At 76.4% G+C, this 17,168-nt stretch carries 2 protein-coding genes; both read right to left on the reverse strand.

Annotation, left to right across the window (positions count from 1 at the left end):
* Window positions 1-2 precede the first annotated feature (2 nt).
* Window positions 3-11,105: a type I polyketide synthase gene (locus tag ACZ6EM_RS30715; RefSeq protein WP_465773752.1), complete on the reverse strand. Its 11,103-nt coding sequence runs from the start codon at window positions 11,103-11,105 to the stop codon at window positions 3-5.
* Between the two features lie 36 nt (window positions 11,106-11,141).
* A partial coding sequence (locus tag ACZ6EM_RS30720) for a type I polyketide synthase (protein WP_465773753.1) occupies window positions 11,142-17,168 on the reverse strand: 6,027 nt, incomplete at its 5' end.

Raw genomic sequence — 17,168 nt, forward strand, 5'->3', positions numbered from 1 at the left:
GCTCAGGCGTCGTCTCGTTCGGTGTTCAGGGCCATCTCGATCAGCGCGTCGGCGTCCAGATCGTCCAGATCATCAAGGTCGTCCAGGTCGTCCAGGTCGTCCGGCACGTCCGGACCGTCCGGCTGGTCCGGGCCGTCGGGCCGGTCGGGTGTGCCGGGTGTGCCCGACGGCGCCGGGTCCGCCAGGCTCAGCAGGGTGTCCATCAGTCCGGCCTCCCGCAGCCGCTCGATCGGGATGGCCGCCAGCGCCGCGCGGACCGCCGCCTCGTCCGGCCCGGCGGGCCGCTCCTCGACCAGGACGCCCAGCTCCTCACCGAGGAAGGCGGCCACCCGCTGGGGGGTGCGGTGGTTGAACACCAGGCTCGGCGGCAGGCGCAGGCCGGTCACCCGGCTCAGCCGGTCGCGCAGCTCGACCGCGGTCAAGGAGTCGAAGCCGAGGTCCTTGAACGCCTGGCCGGCCGCGACGGTACGGCCGTCCTGGTAGCGCAGCACGGTGGCCGCCTCGGCCCGCACCACGTCGACCAGGATCTGCGGGCGCCGGCGCGGCGGCGCCGACGCCAGCCGGGCGGCGAGGGCGGACGCCTCGTCGGCGTCTCCCGTCGCGGCCGGCTCCGCGCCCGCGGCCGCCGTCGGCTCGTCCAGCAGCTCGTGCAGCAACGGGCTGGGCCGGGCGGAGGTGAACGCCGCACCGAAGACCGCCCAGTCCACGTCGGCCACGGTCAGAGCGCTCTCCGCCCGGTCGACGGCCTGGGCGAGGGCCTGAACGCCGAGTTCGGGATCCATCGGGGTGACGCCGCGGCGCAGCAGGCCGCCGGTGTCCCCGCTGACGGCCAGTCCGGCGCCCGCCCACGCTCCCCAGGCCACCGAGGTGCCGGCCAGGCCGCGGGCCCGGCGGTGCTCCACCAGGGCGTCCAGGAAGGCGTTGCCCGCCGCGTACGCGCCCTGTCCGCCGCCGCCCCAGACCGCGGCGATCGAGGAGAAGACGACGAACTGCTCCAGGTCGAGACCGGCGGTCAGCTCGTGCAGGTGCACCGCTCCCCCGAGCTTCGCGGCCAGCACCGCGTCGAGCCGGTCGGTGTCGGCCTCGTCCAGCCGGCCCAGGCCGTCGACCCCGGCGGCGTGCAGCACGGCGGTCAGCGGCAGGTCCTGCGGCACGGCGGCCAGCACGCGGGCCAGGGCGTCGCGGTCGGCCACGTCGCACGCGGCGAGGGTGACCCGGCTGCCGTACCCGGCCAGTTCGGCCGCGAGCTCCCGCGCACCGGGGGTGTCCGCCCCGCGCCGGCCGAGCAGCACCAGGTGCGCGGCGCCGCGCCGGGCCAGCCACCGGGCGGAGTCGGCGCCGAGCGCGCCCAGCCCGCCGGTCACCAGGACCGTTCCGGTGGGCCGCCAGCCCTCGGGCGCCGGAACGGCGGTGTCCAGCGGGGCGCGCACCAGTCGGCGGGCCAGCAGGCCCGTCCCGCGGATCGCGACCTGGTCCTCGCCGGGGTCCTCGCCGAGCAGGACGGTCAGCAGGTCGGCGGCACGGGCGTCCACGGTGACCGGCAGGTCGACCAGGCCGCCCCAGCGCTCCGGGTTCTCCAGCGCGGCCACCCGGCCCAGGCCCCAGACCGACGCCTGGGCCGGGCTGTCCAGCGGATCGTCCCCGCCGGTGCGGACGGCACCCCGGGTGGCCACCCAGAGCGGCGCCTCGACCCCCGCGCCGCCGAGCGCCTGGAGCAGGGCCACGGTGGCGGCGGTGCCCTCGGGCAGCGCCGATCCGGGCAGCGCGGAGCCGACCGCGGCGGTCAGCGACAGGACGCCGGACACCTCACCAGCCGCTCCGGACGCCTCGGCGAGCCGGGCGGCCAGCGCGTCCCGGCCGGTGCCCGGGTCGACCACGACGGTGACCTCGGCCCCGGCGGACCGGAGCGCGTCGGTGGCCCACTCGGTCAGCTCGGAGTCCTGCGGCGCGACGACCAGCCAGCCGCCGTCCAGCAGCCCCGTGGCGGGCAGGCCGGTCAGCGGCGTCCAGTCGACGCGGTAGCGCCAGCCGTCGATCGTCGCGTCCCGGCGGCGCCGGGTCCGCCACGCGGCGAGCGCGGGCACGACCGGGTCCAGCGCCTGCGGGCCGAGGTCCAGCGTGTCGGCCAGCTCCGCGAGGTCGCCGCGTTCCACGGCGGCCCAGAACCCTGCCTCCGCCGGGTCCGCCGGGTCGGCGTCCTGCGGCTTGCCGGCCGGGGCCTGGGCCGGGTCCGGCCAGTAGCGGTCCCGTTGGAAGGCGTAGGTCGGCAGCGGAAGGTGACGGGCCGTGGGCAGCAGCGCGGACCAGTCGATTCCGGCGCCCGCCGTCCAGAGCGCGGCCAGCGCGGTCAGGACGGTCTCGCGGCCGTCCCGGTCCTTGCGCAGCAGCGGCACGCCGACCGCGTCGGGCGCGCTCTGCGCGGCGAGCGCGGTCAGCACACCGTCCGGGCCCAGCTCGACGTAGCGGGTGACGCCCTCGCGGTGCAGGGCCTCGACGCCGTCGGCGAAGCGGACGGCCTCGCGGACCTGTCGCACCCAGTAGTCGGGGGTGGCGAGGAGGCCGGGTTCGGCGATCCCGCCGGTCAGGTTGGAGACGACCGGGATCCGCGGCTCGGCGAAGGTCAACCCGCCGAGCACGGCGGCGAATTCTTCGAGCATCGGCTCCATCAGCGCCGAGTGGAAGGCGTGCGAGACGGTGAGCCGGCGGGTCTTGCGGCCCTCGGCCTTCCAGCGGGCCGCGAACTCCTCGATGGTTTCGACCGGACCGGAGACCACGAGGGAGGTGGGGCCGTTGACGGCCGCGACGTCCAGCCGGTCGCCGATCGCGTCGCGGACCTCGGCCTCGGTGGCCTGCACGGCGAGCATCGCCCCGCCCTCGGGCAGCGCCTGCATCAGCCGGCCGCGCGCCGCCACCAGGGCGCACGCGTCCGCCAGCGAGAACACGCCCGCCGCATGGGCGGCCGCGATCTCACCGATCGAGTGCCCGAGCAGGAAGTCGGCCGTCACGCCCCAGGATTCGAGCAGCCGGTACGAGGCGACCTCGACCGCGAACAGCCCGGCCTGCGCCCACACCGTCCGGTCCAGATCCTCGACGCCGTCGAACACCGCGTCCTTCACCGGCCGGTCCAGCAGCAGGTCGAACTCCGCGCAGACCGCGTCGAAGGCCGCCGCGAAGGCGGGGAACGCCTCGTACAGGTCCCGGCCCATGCCGACCCGCTGCGCACCCTGCCCCGTGAACAGGAACGCCGTCCGGCCCTCCGTCGCGATCCCGGAGACGACCCCGCCCGAGGAGCGCCCGTCCGCCAGCGCGGCCAGACCGTCCCGCAGCGCCGCCCGGCCGTCGCCGAACACCACCGCGCGGTGCTCCAGCGCGGCTCGGGAGAGCAGCGTCGACGCCACCTCCACCGGCGCGAACTCCGGCTCTCCGCCGAGGAATTCGGCCAGCCGCCCGGCCTGCGCCGCCAGCGCGCCGGCCGAGCGTCCCGACACGAGCCACGGCAGCACGCCCTCTACTGCCTCCGTCTCCTCGACCGCCACCGTCGGAGCGGCCTCCAGGATCACGTGGGCGTTGGTGCCGCTGATCCCGAAGGAGGACACGCCCGCGCGACGCGGGCGACCGGCCTCCGGCCACGGGCGGGCCTCGGTCAGCAGCTCGACCGCGCCCGCCGACCAGTCCACCTCGGAGGTCCGCTGCTCGGCGTGCAACGTCGCCGGGAGCACGCCGTGCCGCAGCGCCTGCACCATCTTGATGACGCCCGCCACACCGGCCGCGGCCTGGGTGTGCCCGATGTTCGACTTGATCGAGCCCAGCCACAGCGGCTCGTCACCGCGGCCCTGGCCGTAGGTGGCCAGCAGCGCCTGGGCCTCGATCGGGTCGCCCAGGCTGGTGCCGGTGCCGTGCGCCTCCACCGCGTCCACCTCGGCGGCCGACAGCCCGGCACTCGCCAGCGCCTGCCGGATCACCCGCTGCTGAGCCGGACCGTTCGGAGCGGTCAGACCGTTGGACGCGCCGTCCTGGTTGACCGCGCTGCCCCGGACCACCGCCAGCACCTGGTGCCCGAGCCGCCGGGCGTCCGACAGCCGCTCGACCACCAGCACGCCGACGCCCTCGCCCCAGCCCGTACCGTCCGCGCCGGCCGCGAAGGGCTTGCAGCGGCCGTCCGCCGCCAGCCCGCCCTGCCGGGCGAACTCGGTGAACACCCCGGAGCCGGTCATCACCGTCACCCCGCTCGCGAGGGCCAGGTCGCACTCGCCGGAGCGCAGCGCCTGCGCCGCGAGGTGCAGCGCGACCAGCGAGGACGAGCAGGCCGTGTCCACGGTCATCGCCGGGCCCTCCAGCCCGAACGCGTACGCCACCCGGCCGGACAGGACGCTGGTGGCGCCACCGGTCAGCCGGTGCCCCTCGGTGTCCTGGGGCAGGTCCACGTCGACGCCGTAGTAGGAGGGCGCGGCGCCGGCGAAGACGCCGATCGGCTCGCCCTTGAGCGCCTTGGGATCGAGGCCGGCGGATTCGAAGGCCTCCCAGGACGCCTCCAGCAGCAGGCGCTGCTGCGGGTCCATCGCCAGCGCCTCGCGCGGCGAGATCCCGAACAGCCCGGCGTCGAAGTCCGCGACGCCGTCGACGAAGCCCCCGAGGGTGGCGTAGGCGCCGGACTGCCCGGTGAGGTCCCAGCCGCGGTCGGCCGGGAACCCCACGATCCCGTCCCCGCCCGTGGAGACCAGTCGCCACAGGTCGGCCGGGGAGGCCACGTGGCCGGGGAAGCGGCAGGACATGCCGACGATGGCGATCGGCTCGCCGGGGTCGGCGACGGCAGCCGTCGCGCGGGGCCGGTCGGCCTCCTCGGCCGCGCCGAGCAGCAGGGTGGCGAGGAAGTCCGCGAGGGCCGCGGCCGTCGGGTAGTCGAACACCAGGGTGGCGGGCAGCCGCCGGCCGGTGGCGGTGTTCAGCCGGTTGCGCAGTTCCACCGCGGCCAGCGAGTCGACGCCGAGGTCCTTGAACGCCTGCTGCGGCCCGACGGCCTCGGCACCCGCGTGGCCGAGCACGGTGGCCGTGTTCGTCCGGACCAGGTCGAGCAGCAGTTGCCGCCGCTCGCCGGCCTCCAGGCCCCGGAGGCGGCGTTCCAGCGTGGCCTGCCCGCCCGTCACCGGGCCGTCGGCGGCCTGCCGCAGGGTGGGGCGGACCAGGCCGCGCAGCAGGGACGGCGGCTCGGCGCCCGAGGCGCGGGCGGCCGCGAGGTCGAGCGGGACCGGCAGCAGGTGCGCGGCGGGCAGGGCGGCCGCGCGATCGTGGAGGGCCAGTCCGAGCTCGGCGGTCAGCGTGCCGGAGAGCCGGTCGCCGCTGGTCACGGTGGAACCCTCGGCGAGGTGCCCGGTGAGGGCGCTGGCCTTCGCCCACAGGCCCCAGCCGAGCGACTGCGCGGGCAGGCCGTGCGCCCGGCGGTGCGCGGCGAGGGCGTCCAGGAAGGCGTTCGCGGCCGCGTAGTTGGCCTGGCCGCCGGTGCCGAAGGTCCCCGCGGCGGAGGAGTAGAGCACGAACGCGGCCAGGTCGGCGTCGGCGGTGAGCTCGTGCAGGTTGACGGCCGCGTCCACCTTGGGGCGCAGCACCGCGCCGAGCCGGGCCGGGGTGAGCGCGCCGAACACGCCGTCGTCCAGGACGCCCGCGGTGTGCACGACGCCGGTGAGCGGGTGCTCGGCGGGGATCGCGGCGAGCACCGCGGCCAGCGCCTCGCGGTCGGCGGCGTCGCAGGCCGCGACGGTCGCCTCGGCGCCCAGTTCCCGCAGTTCGGCGACCAGCTCCGCGGCGCCGGCGGCGGCCGGGCCCTGACGGCTCAGCAGGAGCAGGTGCCGCACGCCGTGCCCGGCCGCCAGGTGGCGGGCCAGCAGCCCGCCCAGGGTGCCGGTGCCGCCGGTGATCAGGACGGTGCCCTCGGGGTCGAGCGGCGCCGGGACGGTGAGGACGTTCTTGCCGATGTGCCGGGCCTGGCCGATGTGCCGGAAGGCCTCGACGGCGTTGCGCACGTCCCAGGCCGTGGTCGGCAGGTCGTGCAGCGCGCCGGCGTCGAACAGGGCGATGACCTCGGCGAGGATCTCGCCCATCCGCACCGGTCCGGCCTCGCCGAGGTCGAAGGCGCGGTAGCGGACGTCCTCGCGCGGGAGGTCGGTGCGGACGTCGGCCTTGCCCATCTCCAGGAAGCGGCCGCCGGGCGCGAGCAGGCGCAGCGAGGCGTCGACGAACTCGCCGGCCAGCGCGTTGAGCACGACGTCCACGCCGCGTCCGCCGGTGGCGGCCCGGAAGGACTCCTCGAAGTCCAGGTCGCGGGAGGAGGCGATGCGGGTGTCGTCGAGGCCCTGGGCGCGCAGTACGTCCCACTTGCCGGCGCTGGCCGTGCCGTAGACGTCGAGGCCCAGGTGCCGGCCGAGCTGGACGGCGGCCATGCCGACGCCCCCGGCCGCGGCGTGCACCAGCACGGACTCGCCGGGCCGGACGTCGGCCAGGTCGCGCAGCCCGTAGTAGGCCGTCGCGAACACCAGCGGGACGGCGGCGGCCCGGCCGAAGGTCCAGCCGTCGGGGATGCGGGCCAGCAGGTCGCGGGCCGTGACCGCGGTGGCGGCGATGCCGCCGGAGAAGAAGCCGAACACCCGGTCGCCGGGGGCGAGGTCGGTGACGCCGGGGCCGGTCCCGACCACCACGCCGGACGCCTCGGCGCCCATCGGCGCGCGCTCCGGGTACATGCCGAGCGCGAGCAGCACGTCGCGGAAGTTCACGCCGGCGGCGCGGACGGCGACCCGCACCTCGCCGGGGCCGAGCGGCCGGTCGGCGTCCGGCGCGGGGACCAGGGCGAGGTTCTCCAGCGTCCCCGGGCCGAGGGTGTCCAGGCGCCAGGCCTCCCGGCCGGACGGCACGGCGAGCGTGTCCGAGGGCCGGGCCAGCCGGGCGGCGAGGACGGCGCCGTCGCGGACGGCCAGCACCGGCTCGTCGCCGTGGGCGGCGACCGGGCACCAGTCGTCGGCCGGGGCCTCGCCGTCCAGGTCGACCAGCACGATCCGGCCGGGGTTCTCGGTCTGCGCGGAGCGGACCAGGCCCCGGACCGCGGCGGCGACCAGGTCGACGGGCTCCTGGCCGACGGCGACGGCGCCGCGGGTCACGACCACCAGCCGGGTGTCCGCCAGCCGCTCCTCGGCCAGCCAGGCCTGGAGGTCCGTCAGGAGGCGGCCGGCCGTCTCCCGCACCCGGGCCGGCAGGTCGACGGCCTCGGCGGCGGTCGTGGGGACGGGCAGCACCACGGCCTGCGGCGCCGGGCGTCCGTCGTCGAGCGCGGCGACCAGCTCGGCGAGCCCGGCGTACCGGGGCGCGTCGAGCGGCGGGACGGCGGGCGCGGGGGTGTCCGCGCCACCCGGGGCGGGCGCACCGAGCACGGCCCAGGTCGCGGGGCCGGCACCGGCGGCGCCCGCCGACGTGACCGGGGTCCAGTCCAGCGCGAACAGCGCCTCGGTGACGGCCGGGCCGACGGCGGGGCGCAGCTGCTCGGCCTCGACCTCCCGCAGCACCAGGGACTCGATGGTCATGACGGGTGCCCCGGTGCCGTCGGCGACGCTCAGCGCCACGCCGTCGGCGGTCACGGTCAGGGTGACCCGCAGCACGGCGGCACCGGCCGCGTGCAGCCGGACGCCGGTCCAGGCGAACGGCATCCGGGCGGCCCGGTGGGCGTCCACGGCGGCGGAGAAGCCGACCGCGTGCAGCGCGGCGTCCAGCAGCGCGGGATGCAGTCCGTACGCCTGCGCCTGACCGGCGGCGGCCTCGGGGAGCAGCACCTCGGCGTGGACGCTGTCGCCGTCGCTCCAGGCCGCGTGCAGGCCCTGGAACACCGGTCCGTAGCCGTAGCCGACGGCCGTCAGGCGGTCGTAGAAGCCGTCGAGGTCCACGGGCTCGGCCCCCACGGGCGGCCAGGTCCCGGCAACGGCGGAGCCGTCGGCGGCCGGGGTGGCGGAGCCGTCGGCGGCCGGGGCGGCGGCGCCCGCCGGGGAGAGCACCCCGGTCCCGTGGCACACCCACGCGGAGTCCTCCGCCTCGGAGCGCGACAGGACCTGCACGGTGCGGTCCCCGGCCTCGTCGGCCTCGGAGACGCTCACCTGGACGGCGACGCCGCCCTGCTGCGGCAGCACCAGCGGCGACTGGATCACCAGCTCGCGCAGCACCTCGCAGCCGGCCTCGCGGCCCGCCCTCAGCGCCATCTCCACCAGGGCGGTGCCGGGGACGAGCACGGTCTCCAGGACGGCGTGGTCGGCGAGCCAGGGGTGCACGGCCAGGCTCAGCCGCCCGGTCAGCACCAGTCCCCCGCCGTGCAGGGCGACGACCGCGCCCAGCAGCGGGTGCCGGGCCCCGGTCTGGCCGAGGGCCTTCACGTCGCCCGCCCCGGCGGTCGGCTTCGGCCAGTACCGTTGCCGCTGGAAGGCGTAGGTCGGCAGGTCGAGGCGGCGTCCACCGGTGACGGCCAGGGACCAGTCGAGTTCGGTGCCGCTCGTCCACAGGGTGGCGAGCGCGGTCAGCGCGGTCTCGGACTCCACGCGGTCACGGCGCATCAGCGGGGCGACCACGCCCTCGGCGAGCTGCTGACCGACCAGACCCGACAGCACGGCGTCCGGGCCCAGCTCGACGTAGCGGGTGACGCCCAGGCCGTGCAGCGCTTCGACGCCGTCGGCGAAGCGGACGGCCTCGCGGACCTGACGGACCCAGTAGTCGGGGGTGGTGAGCAGCCCCGGCTCGGCGATCCCGCCGGTCAGGTTCGACACGATCGGGACCTGCGGCTCGGCGAAGGTCAACTTCGCGAGGACGGCGGCGAATTCGGCGAGCATCGGCTCCATCAGGGCCGAGTGGAAGGCGTGCGAGACGGTCAGTCGACGGGCCTTGCGGCCGTCGGCCTTCCAGCGCGCGGCGTACTCCTCGATCGTTTCGACCGGTCCGGAAACCACCACGGAGGTCGGGCCGTTGACGGCCGCGACGTCCAGGCGGCCGCCGATCTCCGAGCGCACCTCGGCCTCGGCGGCCTGCACCGCCAGCATCGCACCGCCGCTCGGCAGCGCCTGCATCAGCCGGCCGCGCGCCGCCACCAGGGCGCACGCGTCCGCCAGCGAGAACACGCCCGCCACATGGGCGGCCGCCACCTCGCCGATCGAGTGCCCGAGCAGCACGTCCGGGACCACGCCCCAGGATTCCAGCAGCCGGAAGGACGCGACCTCGACCGCGAACAGCCCGGCCTGCGCCCACACCGTACGGTCCAGGTCCTCGACGCCGTCGAAAACGACCTCCCGCACCGACCGCCCGAGCCTCCCGTCCAGCTCCGCGCAGACCGCGTCGAACGCCGACGCGAACACCGGGAACGCCTCGTACAACTCCCGGCCCATGCCGACCCGCTGCGCACCCTGACCGGTGAACAGGAACGCCGTCCGCCCCTCCGTCGCGACACCGGTCACGACCCCGCCGGAGGGGCGGCCGTCCGCCAGCGCGACCAGGCCGTCCAGCAGCGCCGCCCGGTCGTCGCCGAGCACCACCGCACGGTGGGCCAGCGCGGCCCGGGAGAGCAGCGTCCCCGCCACCTCCAACGGTGCGAACTCCGGCTTCCCGCCGAGGAATTCGGCCAGTCGACCGGCCTGCGCCGCCAGCGCCTCGGACGATCCGCCCGACACCGGCCACGGCGCCACGCCGTTCAGCGCCGGAGGCTCCTCCACCGGAGCCCCCTCCGCCGAAGCCACCGGCGCCGACTCCAGGATGACGTGGGCGTTGGTACCGCTGATCCCGAAAGAGGACACACCCGCGCGACGCGGACGGTCCGCCTCCGGCCACGGCCGGGCCTCGGTCAGCAGCTCGACCGCGCCGGTCGTCCAGTCGACGTGCGGGGACGGCGCGTCCGCGTGCAGAGTGGCCGGCAGGACGCCCTGCCGCATCGCCTGCACCATCTTGATGACGCCCGCCACACCGGCCGCCGCCTGGGTGTGCCCGATGTTCGACTTGATCGAGCCCAGCCACAGCGGCCGCCCCTCGGGGCGCTCCTGCCCGTAGGTGGCCAGCAGCGCCTGCGCCTCGATCGGGTCGCCCAGGCTGGTTCCGGTGCCGTGCGCCTCGACGGCGTCCACCTCGGTCGCCTCCAGGCGGGCGTTGGCCAGCGCCTGCCGGATCACCCGCTCCTGCGACGGGCCGTTCGGCGCCGTCAGACCGTTCGACGCACCGTCCTGGTTGACCGCGCTCCCCCGGACCACCGCCAGCACCTCGTGCCCGAGCCGCTGCGCGTCCGACAGCCGCTCCAGCACCAGCACGCCGACGCCCTCGCCCCAGCCCGTACCGTCCGCGTCCGCCGCGAAGGCCTTGCAGCGGCCGTCCGCCGCCAGCCCGCCCTGCCGGTTGAAGCTGGCATACCCGCCGGGGGTGGACATCACGGTGGCGCCGCCCGCGAGGGCCAGGTCGCACTCGCCGGAGCGCAGCGCGTGCGCCGCGAGGTGCATGGCCACCAGCGAGGACGAGCAGGCCGTGTCCACGGTGACCGCCGGGCCCTCCAGCCCGAACACGTACGAGAGCCGGCCGGACATCACGCTGGCGGTGGTGCCGGTGGCGATGTGCCCCTCCAGGCCCTCCGGGGAGGCGAGCGCGACCAGGCCGTAGTCCTGGCCGTTGGTGCCCGCGAACACGCCGGTACGGCTGCCGCGCAGCGCGCGCGGGTTCAGGCCGGCGGCCTCGAAGGCCTCCCAGGAGGCCTCCAGCAGCAGGCGCTGCTGCGGGTCCATGGCGGTGGCCTCGCGCGGGCTGATGCCGAAGAACGCCGCGTCGAACTCGTCGGCGTCGTGGAGGAAGCCGCCCTGCCGGGCGTAGTCGTCGTCCTCGTCCTCGGCCCAGCCCCGGTTGGTCGGGAAGTCGCCGACCGCGTCGGTGCGTTCGGCCACCAGCCGCCACAGCTCGGCGGGCGTCCGCACCCCACCGGGGAAGCGGCAGCCCATGCCGACGATGGCGATCGGCTCCTGCGCGCGGTCCTCGATGGTGCGGATCCGGCGGTGCGCCTGGCGGAGCTCGCCCGTCACCCACTTCAGATGGTCGAGCAGCTTCTGGTCATCCGCCATGGATCTTCCCCTTCACGAACGGTGCCTCGACGACGATCAAGCCGGGCCCCCGAATTCCTTCCGGATGAGGTCGAGGACCTCATCGGCGCTGGCGTCGTCCAGCGCGTCGTCCGATTGCGTCTCGCCCGTGCCCGCCAGGCGGGCCAGCAGGCCCTGGAGCCGGGCGGCGACGTCCGCCCGTTCCCGCTCGTCGGCGTCGAGCCGCAGCAGCCTGGCCTCCAGCCGGTCCAGGTCCGCCACCAGGTCGACCGTCCGGTCGGCCTCCTCGGGCAGCAGCAGGCTGCCGAGGTGGGCACCGAGCGCGGTGGGCGTCGGGTGGTCGAACACCAGCGTGGCCGGCAGGTTGAGACCGGTCTCGTGGTGCAGCAGGTTGCGGAACTCCACCGCGATCAGCGAGTCGAACCCGATCGAGCGGAACGCCTGGTCCGGTGCGACGGCCTCGGCGCTGTCGCGGCCGAGGACCGCGGCGGCGCGGGCGCGGACCAGGTCGAGCAGCATCCGCTGCCGCTGCGGGGCGGGCAGCGCCGCCAGTTCCCGGCGCAGCCCGGCGGAGCCGTCGAGCACGACCGTCTCGGCCACCGACGGGACCAGCGCCGCGAACTCCGCCAGGTCGCGCATCAGCGGGTTCGGCCGCGTCCCGGCGAACCGGGGCGCGAAGGTGGGCCAGTCGATGTCCGCGACCACCAGGTTCGGCCGGTCCCCGCCGATCGCCCGGGCCAGCGCCCGGACCGCCGAACGCGGGTCCATCGCCGGGACCCCGCTGCGGCGCAGCCGGTCCGTCACCACCTGACCGGTGGCCATGCCGTCCTGCGCCCACGGGCCCCAGGCCACCGACACGCCGGGCAGGCCCCGGTCGTGCCGGTGCTCCATCCAGGCGTCCAGGAAGGCGTTCGCCGCGGCGTAGTTGCCCTGTCCGGCGCTGCCGACGGTGCCGGCCAGCGAGGAGAACGCCACGAAGAAGTCCAGGTCACCGGTGAGTTCGTCCAGGTGCACCAGGCCGGACGCCTTCGCCGCCAGGACGGTGGCGAACCGCTCCGGGGTGAGGGCGTCGAGCGTGCCGTCGTCCAGGACCCCGGCCGCGTGCACCACGCCGATCAGCGGGGCGTCGGACGGGACCTGCGCCAACACCGCCGCCAGCGCCTCGCGGTCGGCGGCGTCGCAGGCCGCGACGGTCGCCTCGGCGCCCAGTTCGGCGAGTTCGGCGACGAGTTCGGCGACGCCGGGCGCCTCCGGGCCGCGGCGGCCGGTCAGCAGCAGCCGGGTGACGCCGGACTCGGCGAGCCAGCGGGCGACCACCGCGCCCAGCGCGCCGGTTCCGCCGGTGACCAGCACCGTGCCGGGGCCGGACGGCGCCCACGAGGGCTCCGCCGTACCGTCGGTGGCGTCGACCCGGACGAGGCGCCGGACGAGGGCCTCGCCCGCGCCGCGCACCGCGACCTGGTCCTCGCCCGGTGTGCCGCCCAGCACGCCGGCCAGGGTCCGGCCGGCCGCCGCGTCCACGGTCTCCGGCAGGTCGACCAGACCGCCCCAGCGCTGCGGGTGCTCCAGCGCGGCGACCCGGCCGAGGCCCCACACCTGCGCCTGCGCCGGGTCGGCGAGCAGGCCGCCGGGGCCGGTCCGGACGGCGCCGCGGGTGAGCGCCCACAGCGGCGTCTTCAGGTTGGCGTCGCCGAGCGCCTGCACCGTCACCAGGGTGGCGGCCACGGCCGGCGACACGGCGCGGTCGGCGTCCGGGCCGTCGTGGGCGGCGGCCAGCAACACCGCGCCGGCCACGTCGGGCACGCCCTCGACCGCGGCCAGGAGGCGGGCCGCCAGAGCGGCCCGGTCGAGGTCCGCCGGGTCCAGCACGAGGTCGACGGTGCGCGCCCCGGCGGAGCGGATCGCCGTGCGCACGCCCTCGGCCAGGTCCCGGTCGGTCCCGTCGAGGACCAGCACCAGCCAGCTCCCGTCCAGTTCGGGCTCGGCGACCGGGGCCGGGACCGGCTTCCAGGTGACCTCGTAGCGCCAGCTGTCGAGCACCGAGTCCCGGCGGCGCAGTCGGCGCCAGGAGGAGAGCGCGGGCAGGATCTCGCCGAGCACCTCGGACCGCTCGCCGAGGCGCAGCGTGCCCGCCAGTTCGGCCAGGTCCTCGCGCTCGACGGCCTCCCAGAACCGGGACTCCACGGCGTCCCCGGACGGCAGCGGCGCGGGCGCCGGGGTCGGCCAGAACCGCTCGTGGTGGAAGGCGTACGTCGGCAGGTCGACCCGCCGGCCGCGCGGCAGGACCGCCGGCCAGTCCACCTCGGCGCCGGCCGTCCAGAGCCGGGCCAGCGCGTGCAGCGCCGTCCCGGCCTCGTCCCGGTCGCGCCGCATCACGGGGGCGAACACGGCCTCGGCGACGGACTGCTGGGCCAGCGCGCAGAGCACGCCGTCGGGGCCGAGCTCCACGAAGCGGGTCACGCCCTCGCGGTGCAGGGCCTCGACGCCGTCGGCGAAGCGGACGGCCTCACGGACCTGGCGCAGCCAGTAGTCCGGCGTGGACAGCAGGCCGGGCTCGGCGAGTTCGCCGGTCAGGTCGGAGACGACCGGGATGCGCGGCTCGGCGAAGGTCAACCCGCCGAGCACGGCGGCGAATTCGGCGAGCATCGGCTCCATCAGCGCCGAGTGGAAGGCGTGCGAGACGGTGAGCCGGCTGGTCTTGCGGCCCTCGGCCTTCCAGCGGGCCGCGAACTCCTCGACCACCTCGGTCGGGCCCGAAACCACCACGGAGGTCGGGCCGTTGACGGCCGCCACGTCCAGGCGGTCGCCGATCGCGTCGCGCACCTCGGCCTCGGTGGCCTGCACCGCCAGCATCGCCCCACCCTCGGGCAGCGCCTGCATCAGCCGGCCGCGCGCCGCCACCAGGGCGCACGCGTCGGCCAGCGAGAACACGCCCGCCACATGGGCGGCCGCGATCTCACCGATCGAGTGCCCGAGCAGGAACTCCGGTGCCACACCCCAGGATTCGAGCAACCGGAACGACGCCACCTCGACCGCGAACAGCCCGGCCTGCGCCCACACCGTCCGGTCCAGGTCCTCCGCACCCGCGAACACCACGTCCTTCACCGGCCGGTCCAGCAACAGGTCGAACTCCGCGCAGACCGCGTCGAAGGCCTCCGCGAACACCGGCTGCGCGTCGTACAACTCCCGTCCCATGCCTGCGCGCTGGGCGCCCTGGCCGGTGAACAGGAAGGCCAGGCGGCCCTCCCGCACGGTGCCGGTGACCACGTCCGCCGAGAAGGCCGCCGAGGCGAGCGCCCCGGCGCCGGAGCGCAGCGCGTCCCGGTCGGCGCCGAGCACGACGGCGCGGTGCGCCAGCCCGGCCCGTCCGGTCGCCAGCGACCAGGCCGCGTCCACCGGGTCGTGGCCGGGTTCGGCGTCCAGGTGCGCGGCGAGCCGTTGCGCCTGGGCCCGCAGCGATTCGGCGCTCTGCCCGGAGAGCAGCCACGGCAGACCGCCCGCCGGCACGGCGGCCGGGGGCTCCACCGCTTCCGCCGACTCCACCGGGTCCGCCGGGGCGGACTCCAGGATGATGTGGGCGTTGGTGCCGCTGATGCCGAAGGAGGAGACACCGGCCCGGCGCGGCCGGTCCAGCTCGGGCCACGGGCGGGACTCGGTGAGCAGTTCCACCGCGCCCGCCGACCAGTCGACCTGGGGCGACGGCTCACCGACGTGCAGGGTGGCCGGCAGCACGCCGTGCCGCAGCGCCTGCACCATCTTGATCACACCCGCCACACCGGCTGCCGCCTGGGTGTGGCCGATGTTGGACTTGATCGAGCCGAGCCAGAGCGGTTCGCCCGCCCGCTCCCGGCCGTAGGTGGCCAGCAGCGCCTGGGCCTCGATCGGGTCGCCGAGCCTGGTGCCGGTGCCGTGCGCCTCGACGGCGTCCACGTCCGCGGCCGTCAGTCCGGCGTTGGCGAGGGCCTGGCGGATCACCCGCTGCTGGGCGGGGCCGTTCGGGGCGGTGAGGCCGTTGGAGGCGCCGTCCTGGTTGACCGCGCTGCCCCGCACCACCGCCAGCACCCGGTGCCCGTTGCGGCGCGCGTCCGAGAGCCGCTCGACCAGCAGGACGCCGACGCCCTCGCCCCAGCCCGTACCGTCCGCGTCCGCCGCGAAGGCCTTGCAGCGGCCGTCGGCGGCCAGCCCGCCCTGGCGGTCGAACTCGCTGAACACGCCCGGCGTGGACATCACGGTGACACCGCCGGCCAGCGCCAGTTCGCACTCGCCCCGGCGCAGCGCCTGCGCCGCGAGGTGCAGGGCCACCAGCGAGGCGGAGCAGGCCGTGTCCACGGTCAGCGCCGGTCCTTCGAGGCCGAAGGCGTACGCCACCCGGCCGGAGAGCACCGCCGCCGCGTTGCCGGTGGCGACGTGCCCCTCGACCTTGTCCTCGGCGGCGGCGAGCAGCGTCGGGTAGTCCTGGCCGTTGGTGCCCGCGAAGACGCCGACGGACCGGCCCCGCGCGGACCGCGGGTCCATTCCGGCGGACTCGAAGGTCTCCCAGACCGTCTCCAGCAGCAGGCGCTGCTGGGGGTCCATCGCCAGCGCCTCGCGCGGCGAGATGCCGAACAGCGTGGCGTCGAACTCCGCGACGCCGTCGAGGAAGCCGCCGACGGCCGCGTACGAGCCCGACCGGTCGGCGAGGTCCCACCCGCGGTCGGCGGGGAAGCCGGTCATCGCGTCCCCGTTGCCGGAGAGCAGCGCCCACAGGGCCTCCGGCGTCCGGGCGCCGCCCGGGAACCGGCAGGCCATACCGACGATCGCGATCGGCTCGTCCTCGGCGGCGACGGACGCGGTGTCCGGCGCCGGCACCGGGTCGGCCGCACCGTACAGCTCCGCGAACAGGAACTCGCCCAGGGCGATCGGCGTCGGGTGGTCGAAGACCAGGGTGGCCGGCAGCCGGAGGCCGGTGCGGGCACCGATCAGGTTGCGGAACGCCACCGCGGTCAGCGAGTCGAAGCCGATGTCGCGGAAGGCCCGGCCCGGTTCGACGCTCGCGCTCGACGCGTGCCCCAGCACCGCGGCCGCGCAGCTGCGGATCAGGTCCAGCAGCGCCCGGTCGCGCTGAGCGGGGGGCAGCTCCGCGAGCCCCTGCGCCCCGGTCGCTTCCGCCCCGGCGTCGCCGGCCCGGCCGGCCCGGTCGGCCCGGTCGGCCCGGCCCGCTTCGGGCAGCTCGGCCAGCAGCGGGCTGGTCCTGGCCCCGGCGAAGGCGGGCAGCATCCGCGCCCAGTCGACGTCGGCGATCGCCACGAGGTCCTCGCCGTGGTCGACGGCCCTGGCCATCGCCTCCATCGCCAGTCGTGCGTCCATCGGCGTCAGTCCGGCGCGCCGGACCCGGTCGGCCACCACGTCCTCGGTGGCCATGCCCTGCTCCGCCCAGGCGCCCCAGGCGATCGAGAGTCCGGCGAGACCGCGGTCGCGGCGCCGCTGGATCCAGGCGTCCAGGAAGGCGTTCGCCGCCGCGTAGTTGCCCTGCCCGGCACTGCCCAGAGTGCCCGCCAGCGAGGAGAACACCACGAACAGGTCCAACTCCAGCCCGGCCGTCAGCTCGTCCAGGTGCAACAACCCGCCGACCTTGCCCGCGAAGACCGTCTCGAAACGCTCCGCCGACTGCGCGTCCAGCATCCCGTCGTCCACCACACCCGCGGTGTGCACCACACCGCTCAGCGGCAACTCGGCCGGAATCCCCGCCAGCAGCGCCACCACCGACTCCCGGTCCGCCACATCACAGGCCACGACCGTCACCCGGACACCCAGGCCCGTCAGTTCGGCCACCAGCTCACCCGCGCCCGGCGTCTCGACACCACGACGACCGGTCAGCACCAGATGCGGCACACCACGCCCGGCCAGCCAACGAGCCACCGACGCACCCAACGCCCCCAGACCACCGGTCACCAGCACCGTCCCGGACGGCGTCCACCCGTCGACCCGGCCGACGGGCTGGACGGCCCGGACGAACCTGCGGCCGTAGACACCCGAAGAACGCACCGCCACCTGATCCTCGGCACCACCCAGCACCGCCGCCAGCCGACGACCGACCCGCTCGTC

It is taken from the genome of Kitasatospora sp. NPDC041917 (assembly GCF_055589745.1).